This is a genomic window from Kitasatospora sp. YST-16 (assembly GCF_026802215.1).
Classification (GTDB): domain Bacteria; phylum Actinomycetota; class Actinomycetes; order Streptomycetales; family Streptomycetaceae; genus Kitasatospora; species Kitasatospora cineracea.
Map to the genome: position 1 here is coordinate 595,755 of NZ_CP113837.1, position 23,986 is coordinate 619,740.

Below are 23,986 nucleotides of genomic sequence, written 5' to 3' on the forward strand. Positions count from 1 at the left end.
TGACGGTACGTCGGTTCACGCGGTGGCTTCCAGGTAGGCGGCCGCCCGGCTGTCGACCCGGTCGATGCTGCGGATGCCGCGCTGCCGGAACGGCGAGAGGGCGGTGCGCATGTGCGTGGCGGTCTGCCGGGTGCGCCCGGACCGGACGGGCTCCATCGCGTCCAGTGCGTCCGACCAGACGGCGCAGGCTTCCTCGATGTTCTTGAGCCGGACGTGGACGGCGCCCAGGTAGCCGAGGGTGACGGCGTGCGTCCGGGCGAAGGAGCTGGCCTTGCGGGTCTCGACGCTGTGCCGGAACTCCTTCACCGCACCGGCGAGATCGCCTATGTCGCGCAGGGCGGAGGCGGTCTCGTGCGCCAGGCTCGCCTCGCCGAAGAAGAACACCCGGGCCGGTTCGTCGTCGCCCGGTGCCGCTGCGGCGAGATCGCGCTGGGCTTGGAGCAGGGCACCGGTGGCGGCCGTGTGCCGGCCGGTCGCCGCCAGGCCCCGGGCGTGGATCACCCCGAGCAGCGCGCGTTCGCGCGGGCAGGCGAGCGCGTACCGGTCTCCGCTGATGGACGCCGCGGCGAGGTCGAGCGCCTGCTTCGGGTGCCCGAGGTCGAGTGCCTGGTGGGCCATCGCCCGCAGGACGTGGCCGGCCATCGCCGGGTCGTCCGCCTCGGCCGCCAGCCGGACCGCCTGCCCGAAGTAGGTCTGGGCTGCGGCGTGGTCGGCGCTGTCGAAGGCCATCCAGCCTGCCACGTAAGCGAGTTCGGCCGCAGCGGAGAACATCTGCCGACGCGTCCCCTCCGAGGCGAAGGTGCCCTTCAGGAATCGTGCGACGTCGCTCGTGAGGTACTGCACCACGGCGGTGCGGGCGTGGCCGCCGCCGCGTCGCTGGTCGACCTGGGAGAACAGACCGGTCATGTCGCGGACCGCCTCGACGTCCGCTTCACCGACCCGTCGGCCACCGGCTCGTCCGCGCGCCTCGCCCGTGCGCGCCATCGACTCCCACCAGCTCTCGGTGGGAAGTGCGAGCGCGCCGACGGAGTAGGCCATCAGCTGGAGGGCGGTGCTGCGATCCACTTCCACGTCGTCCACGTCGATTCGTCGGAGATCGGCCAAGACGCTCAGCGTATCCAAGCTCCAGTCCCGAAGATCGCTCACCTCTTCGGCCAGGCCGAGGTCGGCCGGGGTGACGGTCCGCCCGAGCCGACGGGACAGCACGGCGGCGAGGTAGGACGGCATGTCCCCCGACGGCACCACGCTGTAGCGCACCCAGTGACTGATCAACGACTTGCCCGGGCGGGCGTCGTCACCGTGGCTACCTGCGACGATGCCCAGCTCCAGGGCCAGGCGGTCGTACGTCATCCGGGATTCCCTGATGGCCTGCTGCAGGCGCTCGTTGACCCGAACTTCCTTCGCCATCACGTCCCCTGACTTCCCGTTAAACGGGTTAAACCGCCGGGAGTGGCCAACACCTTACTCCCGGTCGCCAACCACGGTTGTCTTGAGCAAGCGGGCGGCACCGTCCGAACACCAACTGCCGGGAACAGCCGTGCGGTTCGTGGGGCAGCGACCGGAGACGGCGGAGGGAGCGGGCGTGGACGTGACAGTACAGGGACTCCGACTGTGGGAGCAGGAGTTTCCGGCGACACCGGCATCGGCCCGACTGGCCCGTGGCGCTGTCCGGCGGAGCCTCCTGGGGTGGGGATGGGCTCCGGAGCGCATCGACGACATGGTCCTGATCTGCTCGGAGTTGGTCACCAACGCCATCCGCCACGCCTGCCGTGCCGGCGAGGTCGTACCCGTGCGGCTCCAGGAGATCGACGGTGACTGCTGGTTGGAGGTCCGCGACAACCGGTCCGAACTCCGACCGCGCCCGCGCCCCGCAGGTGTGCGCGTGGACGGGCAAGGGCTTCTGCTGGTCGCCGATCTGTCCGATGACTGGGGGGTGACGGTTGATCTTGGAGCGAAGACCGTGTGGGCCCGGCTGTCGGGGCAGTCGCAACACTCGGACGTCGGGGAGGCCGCTTGAGTGGGGGCAAGCCTCGGATATCGGCGCCAGGTCTCGCATCTCTCGGTGACGGCAGCTCGGCGACGCGGTGATCTGCTCCGGGCACGCGCTGATGACTTTCCCAGAAAAGGGAGTTGGGACGTTGCCACGTCCCGGCTCCGGGACGGTGCCGCATCCGTGCGGCGAATCAAGAGGAGAACGATGTCCACCTTGGCAGACTCGGTCGGCCGGTCGTTGCCGGACGGGGATGAGGCGCTGCGCACCGCGATGGTGGAGGCACTGCGCTCCAGCGGCGCGCTCCGTACGGACCGGGTGGCGGCCGCGCTGCTGGCCGTGCCCCGGCACGTGTTCGCGCCCGAGGTGCCGGTCGCGGAGGCGTACGAGCCCGAGCGGGCGCTGGTGACCAAGCGGGACGAGTACGGGCTCGCGGTCAGTTCGGTGTCGGCCGCGCGGATCCAGGCGCAGATGCTGGAGCAGGCGGACGTACGGCCGGGGATGCGGGTGCTGGAGGTCGGCTCCGGGGGCTACAACGCGGCGCTGATCGCCGAAGTCGTCGGCCCGGACGGCGAGGTGGTGACGGTCGACATCGACCCGTTCGTCACCGACCGCGCGCAGAAGTACCTCGCGGAGGCCGGGTACGAGCGGGTGCGGGTGGTGCTGGCGGACGGCTCCGGGCCGGTGGAGGGCGGCCCGTTCGACCGGATCATCGTCACGGTCGGGGCGTGGGACCTGCCGCCGGCGTGGACCGGCGCTCTGGTCGAAGGCGGCACGATCACCGTGCCGCTGCGGATGCACGGGCTGACCCGCTCGATCACCTTCCGCCGGGAGGGCGAGCGGCTGGTGAGCGTGTCCGCCACGGTCTCCGGGTTCGTCAAGATCCAGGGCGCGGACGCGCACGACGAGTTCCTGGTGCTGCCGCGCGGCACCAAGGAGATCGGGCTGCGCTTCGATGAGCTGGAGCGCCCGGACACCAGCCGTCTGGGCGGCGTGCTGGACACGCCCCGCGCGGAGTGGTGGAGCGGGGTTACGGTCGGCAACCAGGAGCCCTTCGACTCGCTGTACCTGTGGCTGGCGTCCTCGCTGCCCGGGTTCGGCCTGATGTCCGTGGACCCGGAGCTGGACACCAAGACGGTCGCCCCGGCGAACCGGATGGCATGCCCGGTGATCGTGGACGGCGACAGCCTCGCCTACCTCGCGCTGCGCAGGATCGCCGACGACCCGGTGACGTTCGAGTTCGGCGCGCACGGCTTCGGCCCCGACGAGGGACCGCTGGCCGCCCTGATCAACACCGAGGTGCGCAAGTGGGACCGCGAGCACCGCACCAGCGACGGCCCGGTCTTCACCGCCCAGCCGATCGGCACCCCCAACGACCAGCTCCCGGACGGGCTGGTCGTCGACAAGACCCACGTCCGACTCACGATCTCCTGGCCGTAGTCCGCGGCCAGGTCCTGCACCACCGACTCAAGGAGGAAGCACCATGAGCACCACCATCACCGGCACCGCCGCCGCGAGCGACTTCGAGCTCGACGTGACGATCGTCGAGGGCGCCGACCCTGTGGCCGCGCTGCTGCGCTCCACCGACGACGGCTGCGGCAGCACCTGCTCGGGCACCGCCTGCACCTCGTTCGGTGGCAACGTCTGACCGTTCCTCTCCCCGTGTGACCGGGGCCCGGCGTGCGGCCGTCAAGCCGCCGCACGCCGGGCCCCGGCATTCCCGAAACCTCCTGAAATCTTCCGGAATCGAGGCGAATACCCGTGTACGCCGTCGCAGGACCGGCCCTGCTGCGGGCCGCCGCCCGTCCGGCCGCGGCCGGGCCGTCCTGGTGGCCCGACCTGGCCGACACCGGCCCCCACGCCACCGCGAACTGGCGGGCCTGGCTCCAGCACGTCTGGTCGGACGCCGACTTCGCGGCGGCCGTCGAGGTCGGAGCGGGCCCGCAACTCGCCGCCCGGGTACGCGAGGTGGTCTTCAACTTCGACCACGTCCCGAGGCGGCGGCTGCGCCGCCTGACCGCCTCGGTGATGCAGTACGCGCTGCGCCAGCAGCGGCCCACGCCCTTCGGGCTGTTCGCCGGGGTGACCGCGGTGCCCTTCGGCGAGGTCGCCGCCGCACCCCGCTGGGGTGCGTCCCGGGTGGTGGCGCGGCCCGATGCGCGCTGGCTGGCCTCTGTGGTGCGGGAGTTGGAGGAAGCGGTCGGTGACCTGCTGCCGGTAACGGCCAACCAGCTGCGGGTGCGGCGCGGGGAGCGCGTCGTGCTGCCGGTGACCCGCAACCCGCAGGACAGCGAACCGGCCGAGGTGTCCGTCCGCGCCACCGGCCCGGTGCTGGCCGTGCTGGAAGCGGCCGACGGCCCGGTGTCGGTGACGCTCGGCGAACTCGCCGACCGCTTCCCGGCAGCCCCGGCGGACAAGGTCCGGGCGATGCTCAGCGAGCTGGTGCGCCAGGGCTTCCTGATCAGCATCCTGCGACTGCCGACCACCGTGACCGATCCGCTCGGTCACCTGCTCGCCATCGCCCACACCACCGGCCTCGACCAGATCCCCGCCGCCGAAGCCACCTGGAACACCCTTCGAACGGTCCGCGAGCAGCTGGCCCGGCACAACGAGCTGGACGACCCGACGAAGCAGCAGACGCTGCGAACCCGGTTGACCCGGCAGCTGACCCGCCAACCGGGCTGGGTCCCGGGCGGTTCGACGCCGCTGATGGTGGACCTGCGGCTGGACGCCGGTCCCGCGGTGCTACCGGAGCGGGTGGCGTCGCTGGTGGCCGGCGCGGCCGAGGTGCTGACGCGGCTGTCGCCGTTCCCGGACGGCCATCCGGTGTGGGTGGACTACCACCGCCGGTTCGCGGAGCGGTTCGGGCCGGGCGCGGTGGTGCCGGTGCTGGAGTTGGTGAACCCGGACACCGGGATGGGCTTCCCCGCCCGCTACCGGGACTCGGTGCTGCCGGACGTGCCGCCGCAGTTCGGACGGCGCGACGCCCAGCTTCTGGCGCTGGCGCAGATGGCCACCGTCGAGCGCCTGGACCAGGTCGACCTCAACGGCCCGCTGCTGGAGCGCCTCGCCCCGGACCCGGTGCCCGACGGGGCGGTGCAACCGCACGCCGAGCTGACGGTGCGGCTGTCGGCCTACGGTGTAGGGCCTTTCACCTACGGGGCCGCGCAGTTCGCCCCCGTGGTGCAGGCGGTGCCGCGCGGGGCGGGCACGACCGCGGGCCGGTTCCTGTACCTGCTGGAGCCCGAGCGCCGCCGCGAGCTGGAGGCGGCGATCACCGCCGCGCCGCCGCTGCGGGCCGACGCGCTGGTGGTGCAGGTCTCCGCGCCCCCGCTGTACGCCCGCGCAGAGAACGTCTCCCGGGCCCCGGCGCTGCTGCCCCTGCTGGCACTGGGGGAGTACCCGCAGATCGGCGAAGGGCTGCTGCGGCTGGAGGAGTTGGGGGTGTGCGCGGACGAGCGGCGGATGTGGCTGGTGCGGTTCTCCGACCGCCGCCCGGTGGAGGTGCGGGTCCTCAACGCGGTGGACTTCCGGGCGAACACCGACCCGCTGGTGCGGTTCCTGTGCGAGATCACCCACGCCCACACCCCGTGGCTGACCGCGTTCAACTGGGGAGCGGCCGGGCAGCTGCCCTACCTACCGCGGGTGCGCTACGGGGAGGTGGTGCTTTCGCCGGCGCGCTGGCACCTGCCCGCCGCCGACCTCCCGGGCAAGGACGCCGACTGGGAGGAGTGGAGGGCGGCGGCGGGCGAGTGGATCGCCCGGTACAACGTCCCGGCGACGGTGTACCTGTCGCAGCAGGACCTGCGGCTGCCGCTGGACCTGCGCGTGCCGGAGCACCTGGTGCTGCTGCGCGATCACCTGCTGCGGGAGCCGACCGCGATCCTGATCGAGGCCCCGCGGGCAGTCGACAACCAGTGGTGCGGCCGGGCCCACGAGGTCACCGTGCAGCTGCACTCCACCCGCACCCCGCTGCCCGCCGCCCGCCCGCGGCCCGGCAGGCCGGTCACCGTCCGGTCCGGGCACCTGCCCGGCGCGTCCGGGTGGCTGTCGGCCCGCCTGTTCGGCAACCCGCGCCGCGCCGACGAACTCCTCGCCCGCGTACCCGGGTTGGCCGCCGGTTGGGTGGTCCCGCCGCAATGGTGGTTCCTGCGGCACACCGACCCCGAGCCGCACGTGCGCCTGCGCATCCCGGTCTCCGCCGTCGCCGCGTGGTCGCTGGCCTCCGAGCGCATCGGCCGGTGGGCGGAGCAGATGCGGGAGGAGGGCCTGCTGACGCGGATGGAACTCGACACCTACCTGCCGGAGTCCGGCCGGTACGGGCGCGGGGCGGCGCTACGGGCGGCGGAGGAGTTCTTCTCCCTCGACTCCCGCACGGTGCTGGCCCAACTCGCCTACCAGCGCGCCACCTCCACCGATCCGGCCACCATGACGGCGGCGAGCATGCTCGACCTCGCCACCGCGCTGCTGGGCAGGGAGGCCGGCCACGCCTGGCTGCTGGAGCGGGTGCCCAGGCACAGCAAGATCGCGCTGCCGCGCTCCGCATCGCGGCTGGCCGCCGAACTCGCCGACCGGCCCGACCAGTTGGAACTCACCGCGGAGGGCCGCCTCCTCTCCCTGGAGTGGCGGGTGCGGGCCAAGAAGCTGGCCGACTACCGCAGGGCGCTTTGCCGGGACGGGGAGTTGGAGCCCGCCGACGTCCTCGGCTCGCTGCTGCACCTGCACCACGCCCGCGCCGTCGGCCTCAACCCGGCCAGCGAGCGCACCTGCCACCGCCTGGCCCGCGCTGCCGCGCTCACCCTCACCGCCCGAACCGCTCGCGCCGAGGAAGGACAACCGGCATGACCGCCGAACTGCTCGCACCGCCCGCCGAGGTCTCCGCCCAGTGGGGTCAGTCCCTGGCCAAGGGCGGCCTCGCCACCGCGCTGCTACACATCGAGCGCGCCGCCACCGGCCGGGGGAGCTGGGACACCGCGCACGAGTGGATCACCGCGTGCTTGAGCCAGCCCGTGAACTCCTTCACCGGGGCCTCCGTGTTCTACGGCGCACCCGCCGTCGCCCACGTCCTTCACCTGGCCGCGCTCCACGGACCGCGCGCCTACCACCAGCCGCGCATGCTGCTGGACACCGCGGTGGAGCACGTGGTGGAGCAGCGCCTGGCCGCCGCCCACCGCCGCATCGACGCCGGGCAGCGCCCCGAGTTCCACGAGTTCGACCTCCTCGGCGGGCTCACCGGTCTCGGCGCGCACCTGCGGGTCCGAGGCCGCCAGGAGCTGCTGAGGGAAGTGCTGTCCTACCTGGTGTGGCTGACCGCCCCGGTGCACGGGCGCTCGGGCTGGTGGACGCACCTCGCGCCCAGCGGCGATCCGGATGACCGCTACCCGGGCGGGCACGGCAACTTCGGCATCGCGCACGGCATCCCCGGCCCGCTCACCCTGCTGGCCCTCACCTACCTCGACGGCACCCGCGTCCCGGGCCAGTTGGAGGCGATCGAGCGGATTCTCGACTGGCTGGACGCCTGGCAGCAGAACGGCGCCGCCCGCGCCTGGTGGCCCGAGGCGCTGACCGCCGCCGAGGCCGATGAGGGCCGGACCCGGCAGTCGAAGCCGCTGCGCCCGTCCTGGTGCTACGGAACTCCCGGCATCGCCACCGCCCTGCACCACGCCGCCCGCACCATCGGCGACCCCGACCGGGCCCGCACCGCCGAAGCCGCTTTCCTCGACGCGATCGAGGACCCCGACCAGGCCCACAGCCTCACCGACGGCACCGTCTGCCACGGCACCGCCGGAGTCCGCCTGGCCGCCCAGCGCTTCGCCGAACGCACCGACGACCACGCCACCGCCCTGCGCATTCTCGCCGCCGCCAGCAACCTGCCCGACCCCGGCAGCGACGCCACCGGCCACGGCCTGCTCGAAGGCACCGCCGGCATCGCCCTCACCCGCTGCTCCCTGGCCGCCGAGTGCCCCGGCGCTGGCTGGGACGCCCTGCTGCTGCTCATCTGATCCAAAGGAGAACTCTGGTGCCCGCCACCGGCGACCACACCTGGACGCAGGTCCACCTGCACCTGGCCACCGACACCCCCGAAGAGCACGCCGTTCGGCTCCTCGGCCCCGCCCTGATAGCCCTGGAAGACCAAGGACTGATCGGCTGCTGGCACTTCCTGCGCAAGGGCGACCGCTGGCGGCTGCGCTACCGCGAGGCCGCCTCCGGCACCCTGGAGGCCACCGCCACCGCGGCCGCGGTCAACGAGGTCCTGGACATGTGCCGCGAGGCGGGCATGATCAGCGACTGGACCCCGGCCATCTACGAGCCGGAGACCTACGTGTTCGGCGGGGCCGCCGCGCTGCCCGCCGCTCACCGCCTCTTCCACCAGGACAGCCGCCACGCCCTCACCTACCTCACCGCTGTGCACCGCGGCGAACTGTCCGACCAGCGAGCCGAGTTGTGGCTTCTGCTCGGCACGGCCGCGATGCGCGGTGCCGGACTCGACTGGTACGAGATCGGCGACACCTGGGCGCAGGTCGCCGAGAACCGGTCCGCTGACGGTCCCGGGCTGGCCGTCCCAGACCGCCGCCTGGTCGACGCCGCCCGCACCCTGCTGCAGGCCGACACCACCCCCGGCTCCGCGCTCCTGGAAGGCCGACTCGCGCACGCCGCGTCCTGGTTCGGCGCGTTCGCCGCCTACGGCCTGACCCTGCGGACGCTGGCCGACGAGGGCCAGCTGTGGCGCGGGCAGCGCGCCGTCCTCGCCCACCACCAACTGTTCACCGCGAACCGCCTCGGCCTGCCCTACCACCAGCAGGCCGCTCTTGCCTCCGCCGCTGCCGGTGCGGTCCTGGACCTGGTCGAGGCCAACGAGGCGGTGCTGCGATGAGCGCCCAGCGCACTGCACAGCCCACGGGTCCGCTCGGCGACGCCCTCGCCCGCCTGCCCCTCGTCCCCCGCAGGCACGCCCTCGCCGCCCCGCTGGAGCAGCGGGTGCACCAGCTCACCGACCTCGCCCGGCAGGCCACCGACACCGAGAACCCGGCCACTGCCGCCAGCGTCCACAACCGCGCCGCGCTGCTCGCCTCCGACCGCGGCCTGCCGGGCCTGGCCCGCGTGCTGTGCCTCAACCACGCCGGCTTCTACCTCGCCCGTCGGCCGCTGACCGTCTACCTGGCCCGCCTGGTCTTCGAGCCCCTCGTCAACCTCGCCCACCTCGAACTGCGGGCGGGCAACGGCATCCCGGCACTCGCGATCCTGGACGAGCTGCTGCGCGCCGTCGCCGACAACGACGACGCCACCCTCCCCGGCGGCCTGATCATCCCCCTCGCCGGGCTGACCGCCAGCAGCACCGACCGCGCCGACGTCCATAAGTGGCTCACCGACATCCAGGTCTTCGAGGGCACCCGCGCCCTGGCCCGCGCCGGGCGCTGGACCGAAGCTCACTTCCACCTCAGACAGTCCACCGACCGCAGCGACCGCCTGTTCGAGGGCCGCCAGGTCGCCGTCGTCGCCATGGCCTTCGAAGGGCGTACCGCACTCGCCCGTGCCCTGGCCCGCGACACCCCCGCCGAACAGCCGTGGGAGCACGCCATCGCCGCCGCCCTGACCGTCGCGTGCACGCTGCTCGACGGCGACCCGGCCGCCGATCAGGCCGAGGTGATGCTCCGCGCCCACGCCGCCGTCACCCCGCGCCAGGGCAGCGAGGTGTTCGACACCCGGCTCGCCCTGACCGTCGCTGACCTCGCCACCGCCGCCGGCCGACTCCCCGACGCCGCCCGCGTCTACCTCACCGCCGTCGGCCGCACCCTCGCCGACCCCGAGGGCTACAGCGCCCGCGACCTCGCCCGCCACCGCCTCGCCGACGGTCTGCCCGCCGAACAGCGCCACCGGCTGGCAGCCATCGCCGCCGAGTGCGGCGTCGGCGGCCCGGCCACCCTGACGACCGACCACGACGACCGGATCACCGCCGCCCTCACCCTGGCCGCCGCCGTCATCACCAAGGCCGCCGCCAAGTCCCTCTCGCCGTCGCGGCCGTGACCCGGCCGTCCGTTCGACCGCGGACACGGGCACCGCCGCCGGTCCGGCGCACTCCCCGGCGCGCCTTCCAGCAGGACCCGACACCGAGAGGCAACCGCATGAGCAATACCCTCACCACCGCCAGGCCCGAGCCCGGCGCTCTGGGCTCCTTCGTCCACGTCGGCTGGAACATCCAGCACGGCTGGAAGCTGACCCAAGCGATCGATCACCTGCGTCAGTTCGCCCAGGAGCGCGGCGCCGAGCGCCCACACCTGCTCACCCTCCAGGAACTCCAGGAGGACCAGGCCGCCGAGGTCGCCCAGCAGCTCCAGCTGGACTTCGTGGAGGCACCCAACGAGCGTCCCGGCAGCCGCAACGCGCTGTTCTTCGCGCCCGAGCTGTTCCAGGCCGACCCCGAGTGGATCCCCTACACCAACGCGGTCCGGCACCGGCCCGCCACGGCCAAACTGCGCTGCATCCACCCCCACACCGGCGCCCTCAGCAAGCGCGAGGTCTCGGTGGCATCCGTCCACCTGAACTTCGGCGACCCCGGCGACCGCGAGCACCAGATCCGCTGGCTGCTGGCCAACATGTACAAGGACCGGTGGCTGGCCTTCTTCCAGGGCGACATGAACTCCTGGCCGGTGTGGGGCTGCCCGCTCCGCCTCGACGGGGCTGAGGACAAGGCATGGGTGGTGGACCGCTCGATCGTCCTGCCCGACGGAACGACCCGGCCCGACGACGTGCCCGACCGGCTCATGACCCTCCGCGGCATGGTCAACATCGGCAGGTACGCGGCCACCGTGCTCGGACAGGCCGGCGCGGACGGGCCCACCACCTGGGACGGTCCGAAGAAGGCCCGTCAGCGGATCCCCGGCGAAGACCTCCCGCCCGGCAGCCTCGGCGGGATCGACCACGGCTACACCGCCGAGGAGCTGATGCGGGCGCTCATCTCCGCAACCATCCCGAACACGCCGCAGGTGCAGGAGGTTTCCGACCACCTGCCGCAGGTCACCGAATGGGACACAGAGGTGTGGTGGGAAGTGATGGACGCCGAGGTCGAGCTCGTCCGCCACTGATCCTAGGAACGGCGCCGCGCCCCGAAAGCGAAGATCCCTACCGGTGCTCGGGGTTCTCGAAGTCGAAACGGCAGCCCGCGTCCCACTCGGACCGCTGGTTGCCGTGCACCGGGAGGCCGCCCGCGTCCTTCAGCATCCGCGCCAGGTGCAGTTGGTTCCACGTCATGAACGTGGTGTTCCGGTTGGTGAAGTCGTTCTCCGGCCCGCCGGAGCCCTCGTCGAGGTACGACGGCCCCGGGCCGGCCGGGCCGACCCAGCCCGCATCGGCCTGCGGCGGGATCGTGTACCCCAGGTGCTGGAGGCTGTAGAGCACGTTCATCGCGCAGTGCTTGGCGCCGTCCTCGTTGCCGGTGATCAGGCAGCCGCCGACCCGGCCGTAGTAGGCGTACTGGCCGTGCTGGTTGAGGACCGACGAGCAGGAGTACAGCCGCTCGATGACGCGCTTCATGACGGAGGAGTTGTCTCCCAGCCACACAGGCCCGGCTAGCGTAAGGATGTCGGCGGCCATCACCTTCGAGTAGATGACCGGCCATTCGTCGCTCTCCCACCCGTGCTCTGTCATGTCCGGCCACACGCCGGTCGCGATGTCGATGTCGACGGCACGAAGGACTTCGACCGCCACGCCTTGGCGTTCCATGATTCCCGTGCTGATGTCGATGAGGCCTTGGGTGTGGCTCCGTTCCGGCGATCGCTTCAGCGTGCAGTTGATCACCAGGGCTCGAAGGTCACCGTACGACGTGCCAGGCGCGGGCATGGCTTCCTCTCCTTCGACTGCTGCTCAGGTCGTTCGGGTCAGCTCACCAGCCACGGGCCCGACCGGCTGACAGGCTCACCCGGTCGGGCCGTGATCCCGCTCCAACGGCTCAGCCGAGGACGAGCACCGGCTCGTGGTAGGTCACTTGCACGCCGTCGGACGTCTCGAAGCCGCGGGACTCGATCCTGAGCTCGCATCGCAGCGACGCCCGGCCCCCAGAGAACGCCCGCAGTACGGGTTCCAGCATCCCGGCCAGCGTCCACGACGAGGTGGCGAACTCGAACACCCCGAGCGAGGGCGCCTCGGTCAGCCGGAACGCGATCTTGATCTCGGGCTTCGCGCCGTGGCCGGACCTGGCCGCAGAGCGCTGCTCCGCCAGGCCCGTACCACGGCCGCACTGCTTCACTTCGAGAGCAGCAGGGCGGTGACAATTCCGGTGATCCGCCCGGACCTTGCCACTCCCCCGCACGCCCCGGTGCACCATCCGGAACGAAATCGACTCAGCCCCGTGCATGGTGATCGAGAGGGAGTGGGCTCCGGTCCTCACCATGCTGGCGGGCGAGGAACCGCGAGGGTCAGCTTCGTCGAGCCTGCCGCCCAGTGCCGAAGCGACCGCAACTGCGCTCTCTCGGCTGCCGGTGATGAAGCACCACCCTCCCTCGGCCATCACGCTGATCTGCTCAGCAGCCACCGGAAGACCGGACTTCACACAACGGTACGTCGCCACAGGACGCCTCCTCACCTCTCGTCGAGTGGTGAGAGCATCCGGATCCGGCGCGGTTTGACTCGGCCGTCCCCCCTTGTCTCGAAGCCCAGCTCAGCCGGGGACCGGCCCGCCGCGGCGTGACGGCGGCAGGCCAGCCGTGTCGGTCAGGCTGCCGCGGCGAAGGATCCCTGGTCCTTCGGCTTCAACCACGGGTCGGGCTGGTCGAGCCAGTGGATCTCCACGCGCGACGGGCCGTCGAACACGTTGCATCCTCGACGGCCTTTCGTCACCACGACCCGGCGGATCACGAGGCGCAGCAACTCGCGTCGCAGGGGCAGGTCGGCCTCTGCCCAGGCCTGCCGGATCGCGGCGTCCTCCAGGAGGAACGAGACGTCGAGGCGCTTCGGGCTGGCGTCCGCCACCCTCCGCTTCGCGTTCTCCAGGGCGGTCCGCGCCTCGGCCTGCAGGACCGGCAGGTGCGTGTCGAAGGGCGGGTCGAAGAAGCCCGAGGCCTGCTGTTCCACCAGCCGCTTGATTCCGGCTTCGGCCGACTTCAACGCGGCTGTGGCTTCAGCGAGTTCAGCTCCGTTGTCCGGCTGCTGGAGGCCCTTCCAGCGCTGGGCGGCCTTCACCAGGAGCAGGTCGTCCGGCTCCGCCGCGTTCATCCAGGAGAACCAGGCTTCGGTCACGTACTCCTCGAGCCGTGCCCGGCTGACCGACACCGGCGCGGGGCAGACATCGCCCTGTACGGCGCGCCAGCACCGGTAGTTCTGCGAGTCGGGGGACGCACCGCTCCTGCAGCCGGGGCACTTCACCGCGTCGGTGAGGAGTTCGCGGGTCGTCCCCACCCGGGCGGCCTGGTCGGGGGAGGCGAAGGTGAAGCCGGCCGCGACCTGCCGGGCCCGGGCGAGCAGGTCGGCCGGTACGGGTTCGACACCTTCGGCGAGCACGCTCACCCGGTTCCCGTCGCGGTCCCGGAACGCCTCGAAGCGGCCGCGGGTGGCCTTCTGCCGACGGGGCGCCACCTGCCAGCCCTCGTAGACCGGGTTGTGCAGGATCCGCGATATCGCGTTCGCCTGCCACCTTCCGCCGCCGGGCCCGGGGACGGGGTTCGGGCCGGAGTTGAGCGCCTTGGCCACGGATCGCTGCGAGAAGCCGAGCGCGACGCACTTGACTACGTGCAGGACGATCCGCCACGTCTCGGGGGCGTGGCGCAGTTTCCTCGCCTTGTCCGCACACAGGCCGTAGGGGGCCATTTGCGTCCACTGGCCACGCGCCCGCATCGTCGCCTTGGTCGACTTGATGTTGTACGACAGGCGGTTGGAGTACTCGCGGGCCTGTTCGGCGCGGTCGATGATCCAGCGCCGGTCCCGTTCGATCGAGGAGTCCAGCCCCTCGTAGTCGAAGATCACGCGGGCCTTGCCCAGGATCGGGCCGATGTCGTCGATGCCCTTGCGGGTGAACCGGTCCAGGAAGGCGCACCACAGCGCCGGTACTTCACCGGCCAGGACGGCGGCCAGCGCCTTGTCGAACTCGGGCCGCTCGATGTCGCTCCAGGCGGACAGGTTGTCCACCCACACCTCGCGGACCCGGCACCCCTCCCGTGCGGCCCAGGCCCGACCGGTGTTCTCCTGGGACTGGATGGAGGTCAGGTCACGCGGGTCCTCGTCGCGGACGACGCGCGATTTGCGCAGGTAGAGGTCTACGTACGGCAGGTCGGTCATCACTCGTTCTCCGTCCGGGGCGGGCCATCATGGCACGCGATTGGCGGCAGGCAGAGTGTTCCGCCGACTCAGACCGGGCCGGCCAGGGTGAGGATGTCGGCGTTCATGAGCTGCGAGTAGAGGACGGGCCACTCGTCGGTGTCCCAGCCGTGTTCGGTCATGTCGGGCCAGACGCCGGTGGCGATGTCGTGGTCGACGGCGCGGATCTCCTCGACCTGGACGCCCTGGCGGCGCAGGATGCCGGCGCTGATGTCGATCAGGCCCTGGGTGTGGCTGCGTTCGGGGCTGCGCTTGAGGGTGCAGTTGAGGAAGACCGCCCGCAGGTCGGTGTACTGGGTCATCGCCGTCCGTCCGTTCGTCTCGTCGTCTCGCCGCTGTTCCGGCGGCCCATCGCACCACGCGGGGGGCCGGGGGCCGGGGACCGTGCGCCGGACGGCGCCGTGTCGGGGGTAGGTTCGGAGGGCATTGGCACGTCGTCGTCGAGAAGGCAGGTTCAGGCCATGGTGGATTCGTTGTTCGAGCTCCCGATCCGGACGCTGGCGGGCGAGCCGTCCTCGCTGGGCGAGTACCGGAGCCAGGTGCTGCTGCTGGTGAACGTGGCGTCGAAGTGCGGGCTGACGCCGCAGTACGCGGGCCTGGAGCGGCTGCAGGAGAAGTACGGGGAGCGCGGGTTCACGGTGCTCGGGTTCCCGTGCAACCAGTTCATGGGGCAGGAGCCGGGGTCGGCGGAGGAGATCCAGGAGTTCTGCTCGACCACGTACGGGGTGTCGTTCCCGCTGTTCGAGAAGATCGACGTGAACGGGGCGGAGCGGCACCCGCTGTACGCGCGGCTGACCGAGGTCGCGGACGCGACCGGCGAGGCCGGGGACGTGCAGTGGAACTTCGAGAAGTTCCTGGTGTCGGCGGACGGCGAGGTGGTCGGGCGGTTCCGGCCGCGGACCGAGCCGGAGTCGGCGGAGCTGGTGGCCGCGATCGAGGCGCAGCTGGCGGGCTGAGCCCGCGCGTGGTGGGCCCGGGGCCCGGACCGTCCGAACTGTACAGGTAACCTGCGCAGTGGAACTGGACAGTCCGGGCCCCGGGCCGTCCGCGCAGCCGCCCCGACGAAAGGCCCGCCGTGTCCGTCACCGCGCTCGACCCGAACACCGCCCTGGTCGTCATCGACCTCCAGCAGGGCATCCTCGCCATCCCCGGCGCCCCCTACCCGACCACCGAGGTGCTGGCCCGCAACGTGGCGCTGGCCGCCGCGTTCCGCGCCGCGAAGCTGCCGGTGGTGCTGGTGCGGGTGTCCTTCGCCACCGACGGAGGGGACGTGCCGCCCGGCCGCACCGAGCAGAACCGGGCCGGCGGCGCGGCACCCCGCCCGGAGGGCTGGGACCGGCTGGCCGCCGAGCTGCACGACCCGTCCGACCTGGTGGTCACCAAGCACAACTGGGGCGCCTTCCACGGCACCGACCTGGACGTGCAGCTGCGCCGCCGGGGCGTCACCCAGATCGTGCTGACCGGCGTGGCCACCAGCATCGGCGTGGAGTCCACCGCGCGGGCCGCGTTCGAGCACGGCTACCACGTGACGCCGGTGGTCGACGCGATGACCGACATGGACGCGGAGGCCCACCGCCACAGCGTCGAACGGATCTTCCCGCGGCTGGGCGAGACCGGCACCACCGAGGAGGTGCTGGCGCTGCTGGCCGCGGAGCGCTGAGGCCCGCCACGCAGCACCGGAGCCCGTCCGGGCCCGGCCCTCGACGGGGGTCGGGCCCGGACGGGCTCCGGTGCGTGCAGTGCGTGCGGTGCGTGCAGTGCGTGTGGTGCGCGGTACGCGGTACGCGGTTCAGGCTTCGCCGGGGCGCCAGGCGGGCCACTCCCAGGGGCGGTCGTCCCAGTGCACCCGGGCGGGGTCGTGCGGATCGAGGTCGGGGAAGTGGTGGTGCAGCTCGGGTTCGAACTCCTCGGGGGCGAGCGGCTTCCACCCCTCGCCCTGGAAGTGGACCAGCCGGTAGCGGCTGTCGGTGCGGAACTCGGCGACCCGGACCAGGGGCTCTTCGGCGGTGCTGTTGCTCGTCATGCGGCCAGCATCGGCCGGGCCGCGGCACCTCGCACGTCCGCACCGCCACCCGCGCGCAACGCGTCGCCCCGCCCAGTCCGGCGCACCCCGCCCCGCGCACCCCGGCCCGGCCCGGCACCGCGGCCGCCCCGGGGACGGGGGCGCGGTCCCGTACCGTGGAGGGGAAGTCGGCGGGAACGTTCGGGAGGACCGCATGGGCAGGGGCAAGGGCCGGGCGGCCCGGGTGCGCGGGCTGGACGGGGCGGCGGTGGCGCGTTCGGCGTGGGGGCTGTACCGGGAGACCCGGCGGCCGGGTGCGCCCGGGCTCGGGGCGCGGGCACTGGCGCTGCCCCGGCTGCTGCGGGACGTGCTGGCGGGGCGCTACCCGGGGGTCGGGCCGGGGAAGCTGGCGGCGCTGACGGTGGCGGTGGGGGTGTACCTGCTCAGTCCGGTGGACGCGGTGCCGGACTTCCTGCCGCTGATCGGCTGGGGTGACGACACGGCGCTGCTGCTGTGGTTCCTGATGGGCCTGACCCGGGAGTCGGGCCGGTACCTGGAGTGGGCCGGCGACCGATCGCCCCGCAACGACTGACTCTCACTTCGCAAGAATCTGACATCTGCGAGAAATTTCTGCGCAACTCTCTTGTGGTGATGTGGCGCGCGCCCCTACTGTCGGCTCACTTCCACCACGCCTTTCAGAGAGCCGGTCCCCGATGACTGCTGCCCCCGCATCCCCCTCCCGCTCCGCGCTGTCCCGTTCGGCCCGCGCGGGGGCGGTGGTCGTCGCCTCCGTGCTCGGGCTCGGGGTGGCGCTGTGCGCCCCGGCCGCGCAGGCCGCGCCCGCCTCCGGCGGCGGGGGCGCCGCGGTGACCCGGGCCGGGATCGACCCGGCGCTGACCGCGGGCCGCGGCGCCCGGGTGGACTTCCTGGAGCAGGAGGCCGAGCACGCCGCCACCACCGGCAGCGTGATCGCCGCCGACCGCACCGCGTACACCCTGGCCGCCGAGGCGTCCGGCCGCAGCGCGGTGAAACTGGCCCCGGGCCAGTACGTGGAGTTCACCCTGCCGAAGGACGCCAACGCGATCACCGTCCGCTACAGCCTCCCCGACGCGGCGGACGGCGGCGGGACCACCGCCCCGCTGGACGTCACCGTCAACGGCAAGGACCGGCGGCAGCTCTCGGCCACCAGCCAGTACTCCTGGCTGTACAACCAGTACCCGTTCAGCAACGACCCGAAGGCCGGGCTGCTGCACCCGGACTGGTGGATCACCGAGTGCGGCTGCGTGCCCGCCGCCACCACGCCCGCGCCCGCGATCGCCACCCCGTTCCGGCCCGGCCACATGTACGACGAGCAGCGGCTGCTGCTCGGCCGCACCTACCGGGCGGGCGACAAGGTGCGGATCGCGCTGCCCGCCGGGTCGAAGGCCCCGTGGGCGGCGATCGACCTGATGGACTCCCAACTGGTGGCCGCCCCGCACGTCGAGCTGAAGGCCGTCAACGTGCTGGCGACCGGCGCCGACCCGACCGGGCGGCGCGACTCCGCGGACGCCATCGACCGGGCGGTCAGGCTCGCCAAGGCCCTGCACCTGCCGGTGTACCTGCCGCCGGGCGTCTTCCAGGTCAACCGGCACCTGGTGGTCGACGACGTCACCGTGATCGGCGCGGGCAGCTGGTACACCGTGCTCAAGGGCACCCAGCAGACCCTGGCCACCCCCGCCCCGGACGGCAGCGTGCACACCGGCGTCGGCGTCTACGGCAAGGACGCGGCGCAGGGCGGCAGCCACGACGTCCACCTGTCCGGGTTCGCCATCGAGGGCGACGTCCGGGAGCGGATCGACACCGACCAGGTCAACGGCATCGGCGGCGCGTTCAGCGACTCCAGCATCGAGGGCCTGTACATCCACCACACCAAGGTCGGCATCTGGCTGGACGGCCCGATGAAGAACCTGCAGATCACCGGCAACCAGATCGCCGACCAGATCGCCGACGGCATCAACTTCCACACCGGCGTGGCCGACTCGGTGATCCGCGACAACTTCCTGCGCAACACCGGCGACGACGGCATCGCGCTCTGGTCGGAGAAGACCGCGGACGCCCGCACCGTCATCGACCACAACACCGTGCAGTCGCCGACCCTGGCCAACGCCATCGCGGTGTACGGCGGCACCGACACCACCGTCTCGGACAACCTGGTCGCCGACCCGGTCCGCGAGGGCTCCGGCCTGCACGCCGGCTCCCGGTTCGGCGCCGAGCCGTTCGCCGGGTACCTGCACTTCACCGACAACACCACCGTGCGAGCCGGCACCTACGAGCTGAACTGGAACATCGGCCTGGGCGCGATCTGGTTCGAGGTGCTGGACCGGGACATCGACGCCGACGTGCGGGTCACCGGCGACCACTACCTGGACTCCACCTACAACGCGATCATGGCGGTCGCCGAGTGGGGCGTGAAGGACCAGTACAAGCTGTCCAACCTGGCGTTCAAGGACGTCAAGATCGACGGCACCGGCACCTCGGTGCTCAGCGCCCGGGTCGCCGGGTCGGCCAGCTTCCAGAACGTGACCGCCCGCAACGTCGGCGCCGTCGGCATCAACAACTGCGGCACCTTCCACTTCACCCCGGCCGGCTCCGAGTTCGCGGTCACCGACCTGGGCGGCAACTCCGGCGGCGGCACCACCGGCGACTGGCTGGCCTCCTGGGAGCTGCCCAACACCCTCACCTGCGACGACCGCCCGCCGGTGGTCGCCCCGCCCGCCCCGTCGCCCTGGTGACGGACCGTCAACCGGCCTGCGGCGCCAGCGGCTTGACCAGCTTGGCGAACCGCAGGTCGGAACGGAGCGGCACCCCGAAGCGCTCGTCGCCGTAGGGGAACGGCTCGAACTCGCCGGTCCGGGCGAAGCCGCGCCGCTCGTACCAGGCGATCAGGTCGGCGCGCTGCTCGATCACCGTCATCTCCATCGCGGTCGAGCCCCACGCGGCCCGGGCCCACTCCTCGGCCCGGGCCAGCACCCGGCGGCCCAGGCCGCCGCCCTGGATCGCCGGGGAGACCGAGAACATGCCGAAGTACGCCGCCGGGCCGCGCCGCTCCAGGTGGCAGCAGGCGGCCAGGGCGCCGTCCCGCTCGACCAGCAGCACCACCGAGTCGGGACGGCCCAGCAGCTCGGCCACCGCGGCCGCGTCGGTGCGCTGCCCCTCCAGCAGGTGCGCCTCGGTCGTCCACCCGGCCCGGCTGGACTCGCCCCGGTACGCCGACTCCACCAGCGCCACCAGCGCCGGCACGTCCGCGGGCCCCGCGGTCCGGAAGACCGGGTCGGGAACCCGGTCGGGGGCCCGGTCGGTGGCCCGGTCGGTGGCCGGGGCGGACGTGGGCTCGGCGGCGGTCATCGGCGCTCTCCTCGGAACGGGGTGCGAACGGGGTACGGACGGGTGCGAACGGTCCCCGCGGCGGGGCGCCGGAACCGCCATGGTGCCACAGCGCCCGTCCCCGCCGAGAACGCACTCCCCCACCGACCACCGAGGTCCGCCGGGAGCGCACTCCCCACCGACCGGCGCGGTCGGCCCCGGGCCGGGGGCGGCCGCGCCGCAACCCGCTCCCGGCGGGCCGACGTTCACCGGCTGCTCAGCGGCCCGACCGCCCGGCCGCCCAGCCGCCCAACCGCCCGGCCGCTCAGCCGCCGGTGAACGCGATGCCGATCCCGCCGACCGGGACCTCCTCGCCGAGCCGGTACTGGACGACCTCGAACGGCGCGAACGCCCCGGCCGGCACCGCCCCGGCCGGTTCCACCGCGACCTCCAGCGGCCGCCGCTCCCCGGCGCCCAGGGTGAGCGCGCAGGACGCCTCGCCCTCGCCGCGGGCCAGCTCCTGCCCGTCCGGGCCGGTGAGCACGACCGGACCGGCCTCGACCGCCACCGGCTGCGGGTCCCCGTCGAGCCGGAAGCCCGCCCAGCGGGTCGGCGGGACGGGCCCCACGCCGACCAGGTAGCCGGCCTCCTCCGCCAGCGGGTTGGACGCCAGGAACGGGAGGGTCCCGGCGCTGCCGGACGGCAGCACGACCAGGTTGTGCTGCGCCCAGTGCCGGTCGTTGACCGGGTCGGCGATGTCCGTGCCCGGCAGGTCGAGCGGGTGCCAGACCTTGGCCAGCAGGCAGACGTGGTCGCCGGCGTCCGCGGGGATCCGCCCGGTCAGCGGGTCGGAGACCACCTGCCCGCCGTGCGGCGGCACCACCACGGTGGTGAGGCCGAGGAACTTGTCGGCGTCCGGGACGAGCGGGCCGCTGACCGGGGGCGACCACCACAGCCCCAGGTAGGCGATCGACTCGCTGTTGCCGCCCTGCCAGTTCCCGACCGTCACCTGGACGGTCAGGTCCTCCCCCGGCTGGAAGGCGGTGAGCGGCTGGATGCCGGAGCACAGGTACCAGCAGACCGCCGGCGGCACCGGCCGGGTGCCGTTGTCGACCGGGTAGGAGCCGGCCGGCAGGACCGGCGGCGGGTAGCTGTGGACGAACAGGTACGGCCGGTCGTCGGTGGTGCCTTCCGGGTCGCGGCCGTCGTTGCGCGCGGGCATGACCGCCCTCCTCACGTCTCGCCGTAGCCGAGGACCCGCACGTCCACCGGGTCGTCGTCGATCGAGCCGCCGGCCGCCCAGCAGTCGTAGCGGCGGAACCGGTCTGCGTCCAAGTCCGGGTTGGCCTCGCCGGACGTGCCCCGGGCGATCCCGGTCCACAGGGCGGTCACCGCGGCGGTGGACTCCCGCAGCAGCCAGCCGGGGTCGGTGCCGACCGGCAGCCCGCCGCCGCCGTCGGACGGCTCCTCCAGCGGGGTCAGCGGGTAGCGGTAGAACACCGCGACCGGATCGGCCTCGGGGCGGCGCGGCGTGATGTTGTCGCCGCTGGACGGGACCTTGAGGAACTGCCGGTACAGCGGGTGGTGCAGCCGCCCGTCCGGCGCCGCCACCCCGCACCCGGCCAGGTAGCCGCCGGCCTTCCGCAGGGCCTCCCAGAGCCGGGCCTGGAAGTCGAACAACAGGCCCACCAGCTCGGTGAGTTGGGGCAGGTCGGCGCCCCGGGCGAACTCCGCCGAGGTGAGCGGCTGGTTCTGCGCGGCGAGGGCGGCCTGCTCCTCGGGGGTGAGGCTGGTCTCGAACGCGTGCTTGAAGTTGTCCGACACGTACTTGTCCCAGAAGGGGCACGAGTGGCCGCTCCCCCACGGCACCCAGCACGGACCGCCCAGCATCCCGGCCCAGGCGAGGAACCCCAGCACGCCCAGCCAGAAGCTGCCGCACTGGTTGTCGCTGCCCCGGGTGCTGTCCGTCGCGGTCGGCGGGCGCTGGTACGGGGGCACCGCGGGTCCCGAGTACGAGGCCGGCCCGAGCCCGGAGTCGGCGACGGCGGGCGGGGTGGCCGTCTCGGTGGTGATCACCGAGGCCGGCGGGTGCGCCGGGTCGGCCCACAGCTTCCGGACGAACCCGGGGGCGGGCAGCGTCGGCCGGGGCGGCTGCCGGAAGGTGCCGAGCAGCTCCAACTGCCGCACCAGGCGCCGGTACCCGAGCTGGAGGTCCGGCAGCGGCGCCGTCACGCCGAGGTCGTAGGTCTTCCCCAGCACCTCGGCCAGGAACGCCGCCGCGTCGTCCGGGAGCCGGGCCTCGGGGGCCGCGTCGTACCGGAGCGCGGCCGCGAGCCGGCCGAAGTCCCCTGCCTCCGGCCGCAGTTGGGCCAGGTAGCAGCCGACGGTGTTGCGGGCGATCCGGTCCCGGAACCGGTGGCTGCGCCGGGGTCCGCCGACCACCTTGCCCAGGTAGGCCGAGCCGGCCGCGTTCGCCGCGTGGCCGGACAGGATGCCGAAGGCCGTCGCCCGGGTGGCGGGGGTGTCCGCCGCCGCGAAGGCCGTGCGGACGAAGGCGTCGGTGCGCCGGGCCAGGAAGACGTCGCCCCAGCCCCAGGCGTCCAGCGGGGCGCCGGCCTGCCGCGGGTGCTCCGGGACGTGCCGCATCTCGCCGAGCCGGCGGCCCAGGTCCTGGATCTCCAGGTGCTTGCCGTCCACCCCCTCGCCCAGCTTCCGCAGGCGCACCGTGGCCGCGCAGTACTTCGCCGCCGCGTCCGGCTGCGCCGGGTCGGCGAGGGCGGTCTCGATGTCGGCGCGCACCGAGCCGATCGCCGTGTAGAGGTCGAATCCCTCGGTCCACATCGCGGCGGCCTCGGCGAGCAGGTCGAGTTCCAGGCCGTCCGACTGGGCGTGCTGGAGCAGGTGGTCCAGCAGGCTGCCGAGGGCGGCGTCCGCGGGGTGGTCGGCTACCTCGGCGAGCAGGCCGTCCAGGGCGGGGCGCAGCGCGGGGTCGACCGGCGCGGCGGCCAGGCCCTCCCGGTGCTCGGCCAGTGCGGCGGCATGGGTTCTGGCATCGATCATGGGGGAGTCACCCACATCCCACTGTCGGGCGTCCTGCAGCTGACCGGCGGCGCGGCGCGGAACGCGGACCCGCGGCCGGACGGACGGACGCACTCGCGTCTTCGGGCCGCCTCCAGCCTCACGCCGCCCACCGGCCCCGGCAACTCCCCACGGCCGCGGGCCGGGCGGACCCGGCCGCCGGGGGCGGGCGCGCGGCGGAGCGCGCCCTGCCGGGCGGGCGGTTTCAACAGCGTTCCCCGGACCGGGCGCGGCCGTCCGGCCGGCTCCGCGGACCGCGCGCACGCCTCCGGGCCGGCTCCCGGAGCGCGCGGGCCCGGGGCCCGGAGTCCGGAGCCCGGGCCCGCCACCGTCGACGGGCCGTCAGGTCACGGGCGGTTCGGTGGGGAGAGGCTGCTCGGCGGGGATGGGCTGCTCGGCGGGGATGGGCTGCTCGGGCAGGCCTGGGTAGGGGAGGATCTGGCGGAGCAGGCCGCGCGGGTGGCCGCGGCGGCGCCACTCGCGGGGGTAGCCGAGCGAGACCTCTTCGAAGCGGACGCCGTCGTACCAGGTGGTGCGGGGGATGTGCAGGTGGCCGTAGACCACGGCGGCGACGTTGAAGCGGCGGTGCCAGTCGGCGGTGAGGTCGGTGCCGCACCACTGGGCGAAGTCGGGGTGGCGCAGGATGTCGGTGGGGCGGCGGTCGAGCGGCCAGTGGCCGGCCAGGACGAGCGGGAGGGCGGGGTCGTGCGCGGCGAGCGCCTGCTCGGTGGCCGCGACCCGTTCGCGGCACCAGTCCTCGAGGCCGGGGTAGGGGGCGGGGTCGATCCGGTATTCGTCGGTGCAGACCACGCCGTTGTCGCGGGCGCGGGCCAGCGACTGCTGCTTGTCGGTGACGCCGGGGACCCGCCAGCTGTAGTCGTAGAGGGTGAAGACGGGGGCGACGGCGCAGGGGCCGTCGGGGCCCTGCCAGGTCGGGTACGGGTCCTCGGGGGTGGTGACGCCGAGGGCGCGGCAGCGTTCGACCAGGAGCCGGTAGCGGGCGGGGGCGGGGAGGTCGACCTGGTCCTGGGTGGTGGTCCACAGTTCGTGGTTGCCGGGGGTCCAGAGGACCTTGGCGAAGCGGCCGGCGAGGAAGCCCAGGGTGGCCTCGACGTCGCGGACCCGTTCGGCGACGTCGCCCGCGACGATCAGCCAGTCGTCGGGGCCGGTGGGTCGAAGCGCTTCGAGGGTGCCGCGGTTCTCGGCGACGCCGACGTGCAGGTCGCTGACCGCGAGCAGGCGTCCGTCCGGCACCGCTCCCCCGTTCC

The 23,986-nt window shown here is 73.3% G+C and carries 21 protein-coding genes and 1 pseudogene; 12 read left to right on the forward strand and 10 right to left on the reverse strand.

The window, feature by feature from the left end; translation table 11 throughout:
• Positions 1-15 precede the first annotated feature (15 nt).
• Positions 16-1,407 (reverse strand): Tat pathway signal protein, encoded by a 1,392-nt coding sequence (locus tag OU787_RS02710; protein WP_268658414.1) that lies wholly within the window; start codon positions 1,405-1,407, stop codon positions 16-18.
• Positions 1,408-1,582: 175 nt separating this feature from the next.
• On the opposite strand from OU787_RS02710, the gene OU787_RS02715 reads away from it, so the two are divergent.
• From OU787_RS02715 to OU787_RS02750, 8 genes are all read left to right on the forward strand, one after another.
• On the forward strand, positions 1,583-2,017 hold the full coding sequence (locus tag OU787_RS02715) for an ATP-binding protein (protein ID WP_268658415.1): 435 nt from the start codon (positions 1,583-1,585) through the stop codon (positions 2,015-2,017).
• Between the two features lie 180 nt (positions 2,018-2,197).
• The gene (fxlM, locus tag OU787_RS02720) at positions 2,198-3,430 is read left to right on the forward strand and encodes a methyltransferase, FxLD system (protein WP_268658416.1); all 1,233 of its coding nucleotides are present in this window, start codon (positions 2,198-2,200) and stop codon (positions 3,428-3,430) included.
• A gap of 43 nt (positions 3,431-3,473) precedes the next feature.
• Positions 3,474-3,638, forward strand: coding sequence for an FxLD family lanthipeptide (locus tag OU787_RS02725; protein WP_268658417.1), 165 nt, complete (start codon positions 3,474-3,476; stop codon positions 3,636-3,638).
• A gap of 113 nt (positions 3,639-3,751) precedes the next feature.
• Complete coding sequence (locus OU787_RS02730) at positions 3,752-6,835, forward strand: lantibiotic dehydratase (RefSeq protein WP_268658418.1); 3,084 nt, start codon at positions 3,752-3,754, stop codon at positions 6,833-6,835.
• Positions 6,832-7,992, forward strand: coding sequence for a lanthionine synthetase C family protein (locus OU787_RS02735; protein WP_268658419.1), 1,161 nt, complete (start codon positions 6,832-6,834; stop codon positions 7,990-7,992). Before OU787_RS02730 ends, OU787_RS02735 begins: the two co-directional genes overlap by 4 nt.
• 17 nt (positions 7,993-8,009) lie before the next feature.
• Positions 8,010-8,864, forward strand: a complete 855-nt coding sequence (locus OU787_RS02740; protein WP_268658420.1) for a thiopeptide-type bacteriocin biosynthesis protein — start codon at positions 8,010-8,012, stop codon at positions 8,862-8,864.
• On the forward strand, positions 8,861-10,015 hold the full coding sequence (locus OU787_RS02745; RefSeq protein WP_268658421.1) for a hypothetical protein: 1,155 nt from the start codon (positions 8,861-8,863) through the stop codon (positions 10,013-10,015). The genes OU787_RS02740 and OU787_RS02745 overlap by 4 nt, the downstream gene beginning before the upstream one ends.
• A gap of 98 nt (positions 10,016-10,113) precedes the next feature.
• On the forward strand, positions 10,114-11,073 hold the full coding sequence (locus OU787_RS02750; RefSeq protein ID WP_268658422.1) for a hypothetical protein: 960 nt from the start codon (positions 10,114-10,116) through the stop codon (positions 11,071-11,073).
• A 37-nt stretch (positions 11,074-11,110) separates the two neighbouring features.
• Here the strand turns inward: OU787_RS02750 and OU787_RS02755 are convergent, their stop codons facing one another.
• From OU787_RS02755 to OU787_RS02770, 4 genes and pseudogenes are all read right to left on the reverse strand, one after another.
• Positions 11,111-11,827, reverse strand: coding sequence for a flavodoxin family protein (locus tag OU787_RS02755; RefSeq protein ID WP_268658423.1), 717 nt, complete (start codon positions 11,825-11,827; stop codon positions 11,111-11,113).
• A 109-nt stretch (positions 11,828-11,936) separates the two neighbouring features.
• On the reverse strand, positions 11,937-12,554 hold the full coding sequence (locus tag OU787_RS02760) for a recombination directionality factor (RefSeq protein ID WP_268658424.1): 618 nt from the start codon (positions 12,552-12,554) through the stop codon (positions 11,937-11,939).
• A 143-nt stretch (positions 12,555-12,697) separates the two neighbouring features.
• Positions 12,698-14,257: a recombinase family protein gene (locus OU787_RS02765; protein WP_268658425.1), complete on the reverse strand. Its 1,560-nt coding sequence runs from the start codon at positions 14,255-14,257 to the stop codon at positions 12,698-12,700.
• Positions 14,258-14,328: 71 nt separating this feature from the next.
• Positions 14,329-14,598: pseudogene (locus tag OU787_RS02770) on the reverse strand (flavodoxin family protein); the annotation flags it as partial.
• A gap of 159 nt (positions 14,599-14,757) precedes the next feature.
• Between OU787_RS02770 and OU787_RS02775 the strand changes: the two are divergent.
• A complete protein-coding gene (locus tag OU787_RS02775; protein ID WP_030461702.1) occupies positions 14,758-15,252 on the forward strand; it encodes a glutathione peroxidase in 495 nt (164 codons plus the stop codon).
• A gap of 119 nt (positions 15,253-15,371) precedes the next feature.
• Positions 15,372-15,956: an isochorismatase family protein gene (locus OU787_RS02780; RefSeq protein WP_268658426.1), complete on the forward strand. Its 585-nt coding sequence runs from the start codon at positions 15,372-15,374 to the stop codon at positions 15,954-15,956.
• Between the two features lie 129 nt (positions 15,957-16,085).
• Here OU787_RS02780 and OU787_RS02785 read toward each other — a convergent pair whose 3' ends face one another.
• Positions 16,086-16,319, reverse strand: a complete 234-nt coding sequence (locus tag OU787_RS02785; protein ID WP_030461700.1) for a hypothetical protein — start codon at positions 16,317-16,319, stop codon at positions 16,086-16,088.
• Positions 16,320-16,512: 193 nt separating this feature from the next.
• Here OU787_RS02785 and OU787_RS02790 point away from each other — a divergent pair, with 193 nt between their 5' ends.
• Positions 16,513-16,890 (forward strand): YkvA family protein, encoded by a 378-nt coding sequence (locus OU787_RS02790; RefSeq protein WP_081967069.1) that lies wholly within the window; start codon positions 16,513-16,515, stop codon positions 16,888-16,890.
• A 121-nt stretch (positions 16,891-17,011) separates the two neighbouring features.
• Positions 17,012-19,069, forward strand: coding sequence for a glycosyl hydrolase family 28-related protein (locus tag OU787_RS02795; protein WP_268658427.1), 2,058 nt, complete (start codon positions 17,012-17,014; stop codon positions 19,067-19,069).
• Positions 19,070-19,076: 7 nt separating this feature from the next.
• On the opposite strand, the gene OU787_RS02800 is transcribed toward OU787_RS02795, so the two are convergent.
• The 4 genes from OU787_RS02800 to OU787_RS02815 form a co-directional block, all read right to left on the reverse strand.
• Positions 19,077-19,682 (reverse strand): GNAT family N-acetyltransferase, encoded by a 606-nt coding sequence (locus OU787_RS02800; RefSeq protein ID WP_268658428.1) that lies wholly within the window; start codon positions 19,680-19,682, stop codon positions 19,077-19,079.
• 283 nt (positions 19,683-19,965) lie between these two features.
• Complete coding sequence (locus tag OU787_RS02805) at positions 19,966-20,862, reverse strand: hypothetical protein (RefSeq protein WP_268658429.1); 897 nt, start codon at positions 20,860-20,862, stop codon at positions 19,966-19,968.
• 11 nt (positions 20,863-20,873) lie between these two features.
• Positions 20,874-22,700: a hypothetical protein gene (locus tag OU787_RS02810; RefSeq protein WP_268658430.1), complete on the reverse strand. Its 1,827-nt coding sequence runs from the start codon at positions 22,698-22,700 to the stop codon at positions 20,874-20,876.
• 360 nt (positions 22,701-23,060) lie between these two features.
• Complete coding sequence (locus OU787_RS02815) at positions 23,061-23,972, reverse strand: metallophosphoesterase family protein (RefSeq protein WP_051817237.1); 912 nt, start codon at positions 23,970-23,972, stop codon at positions 23,061-23,063.
• Positions 23,973-23,986 lie beyond the last annotated feature (14 nt).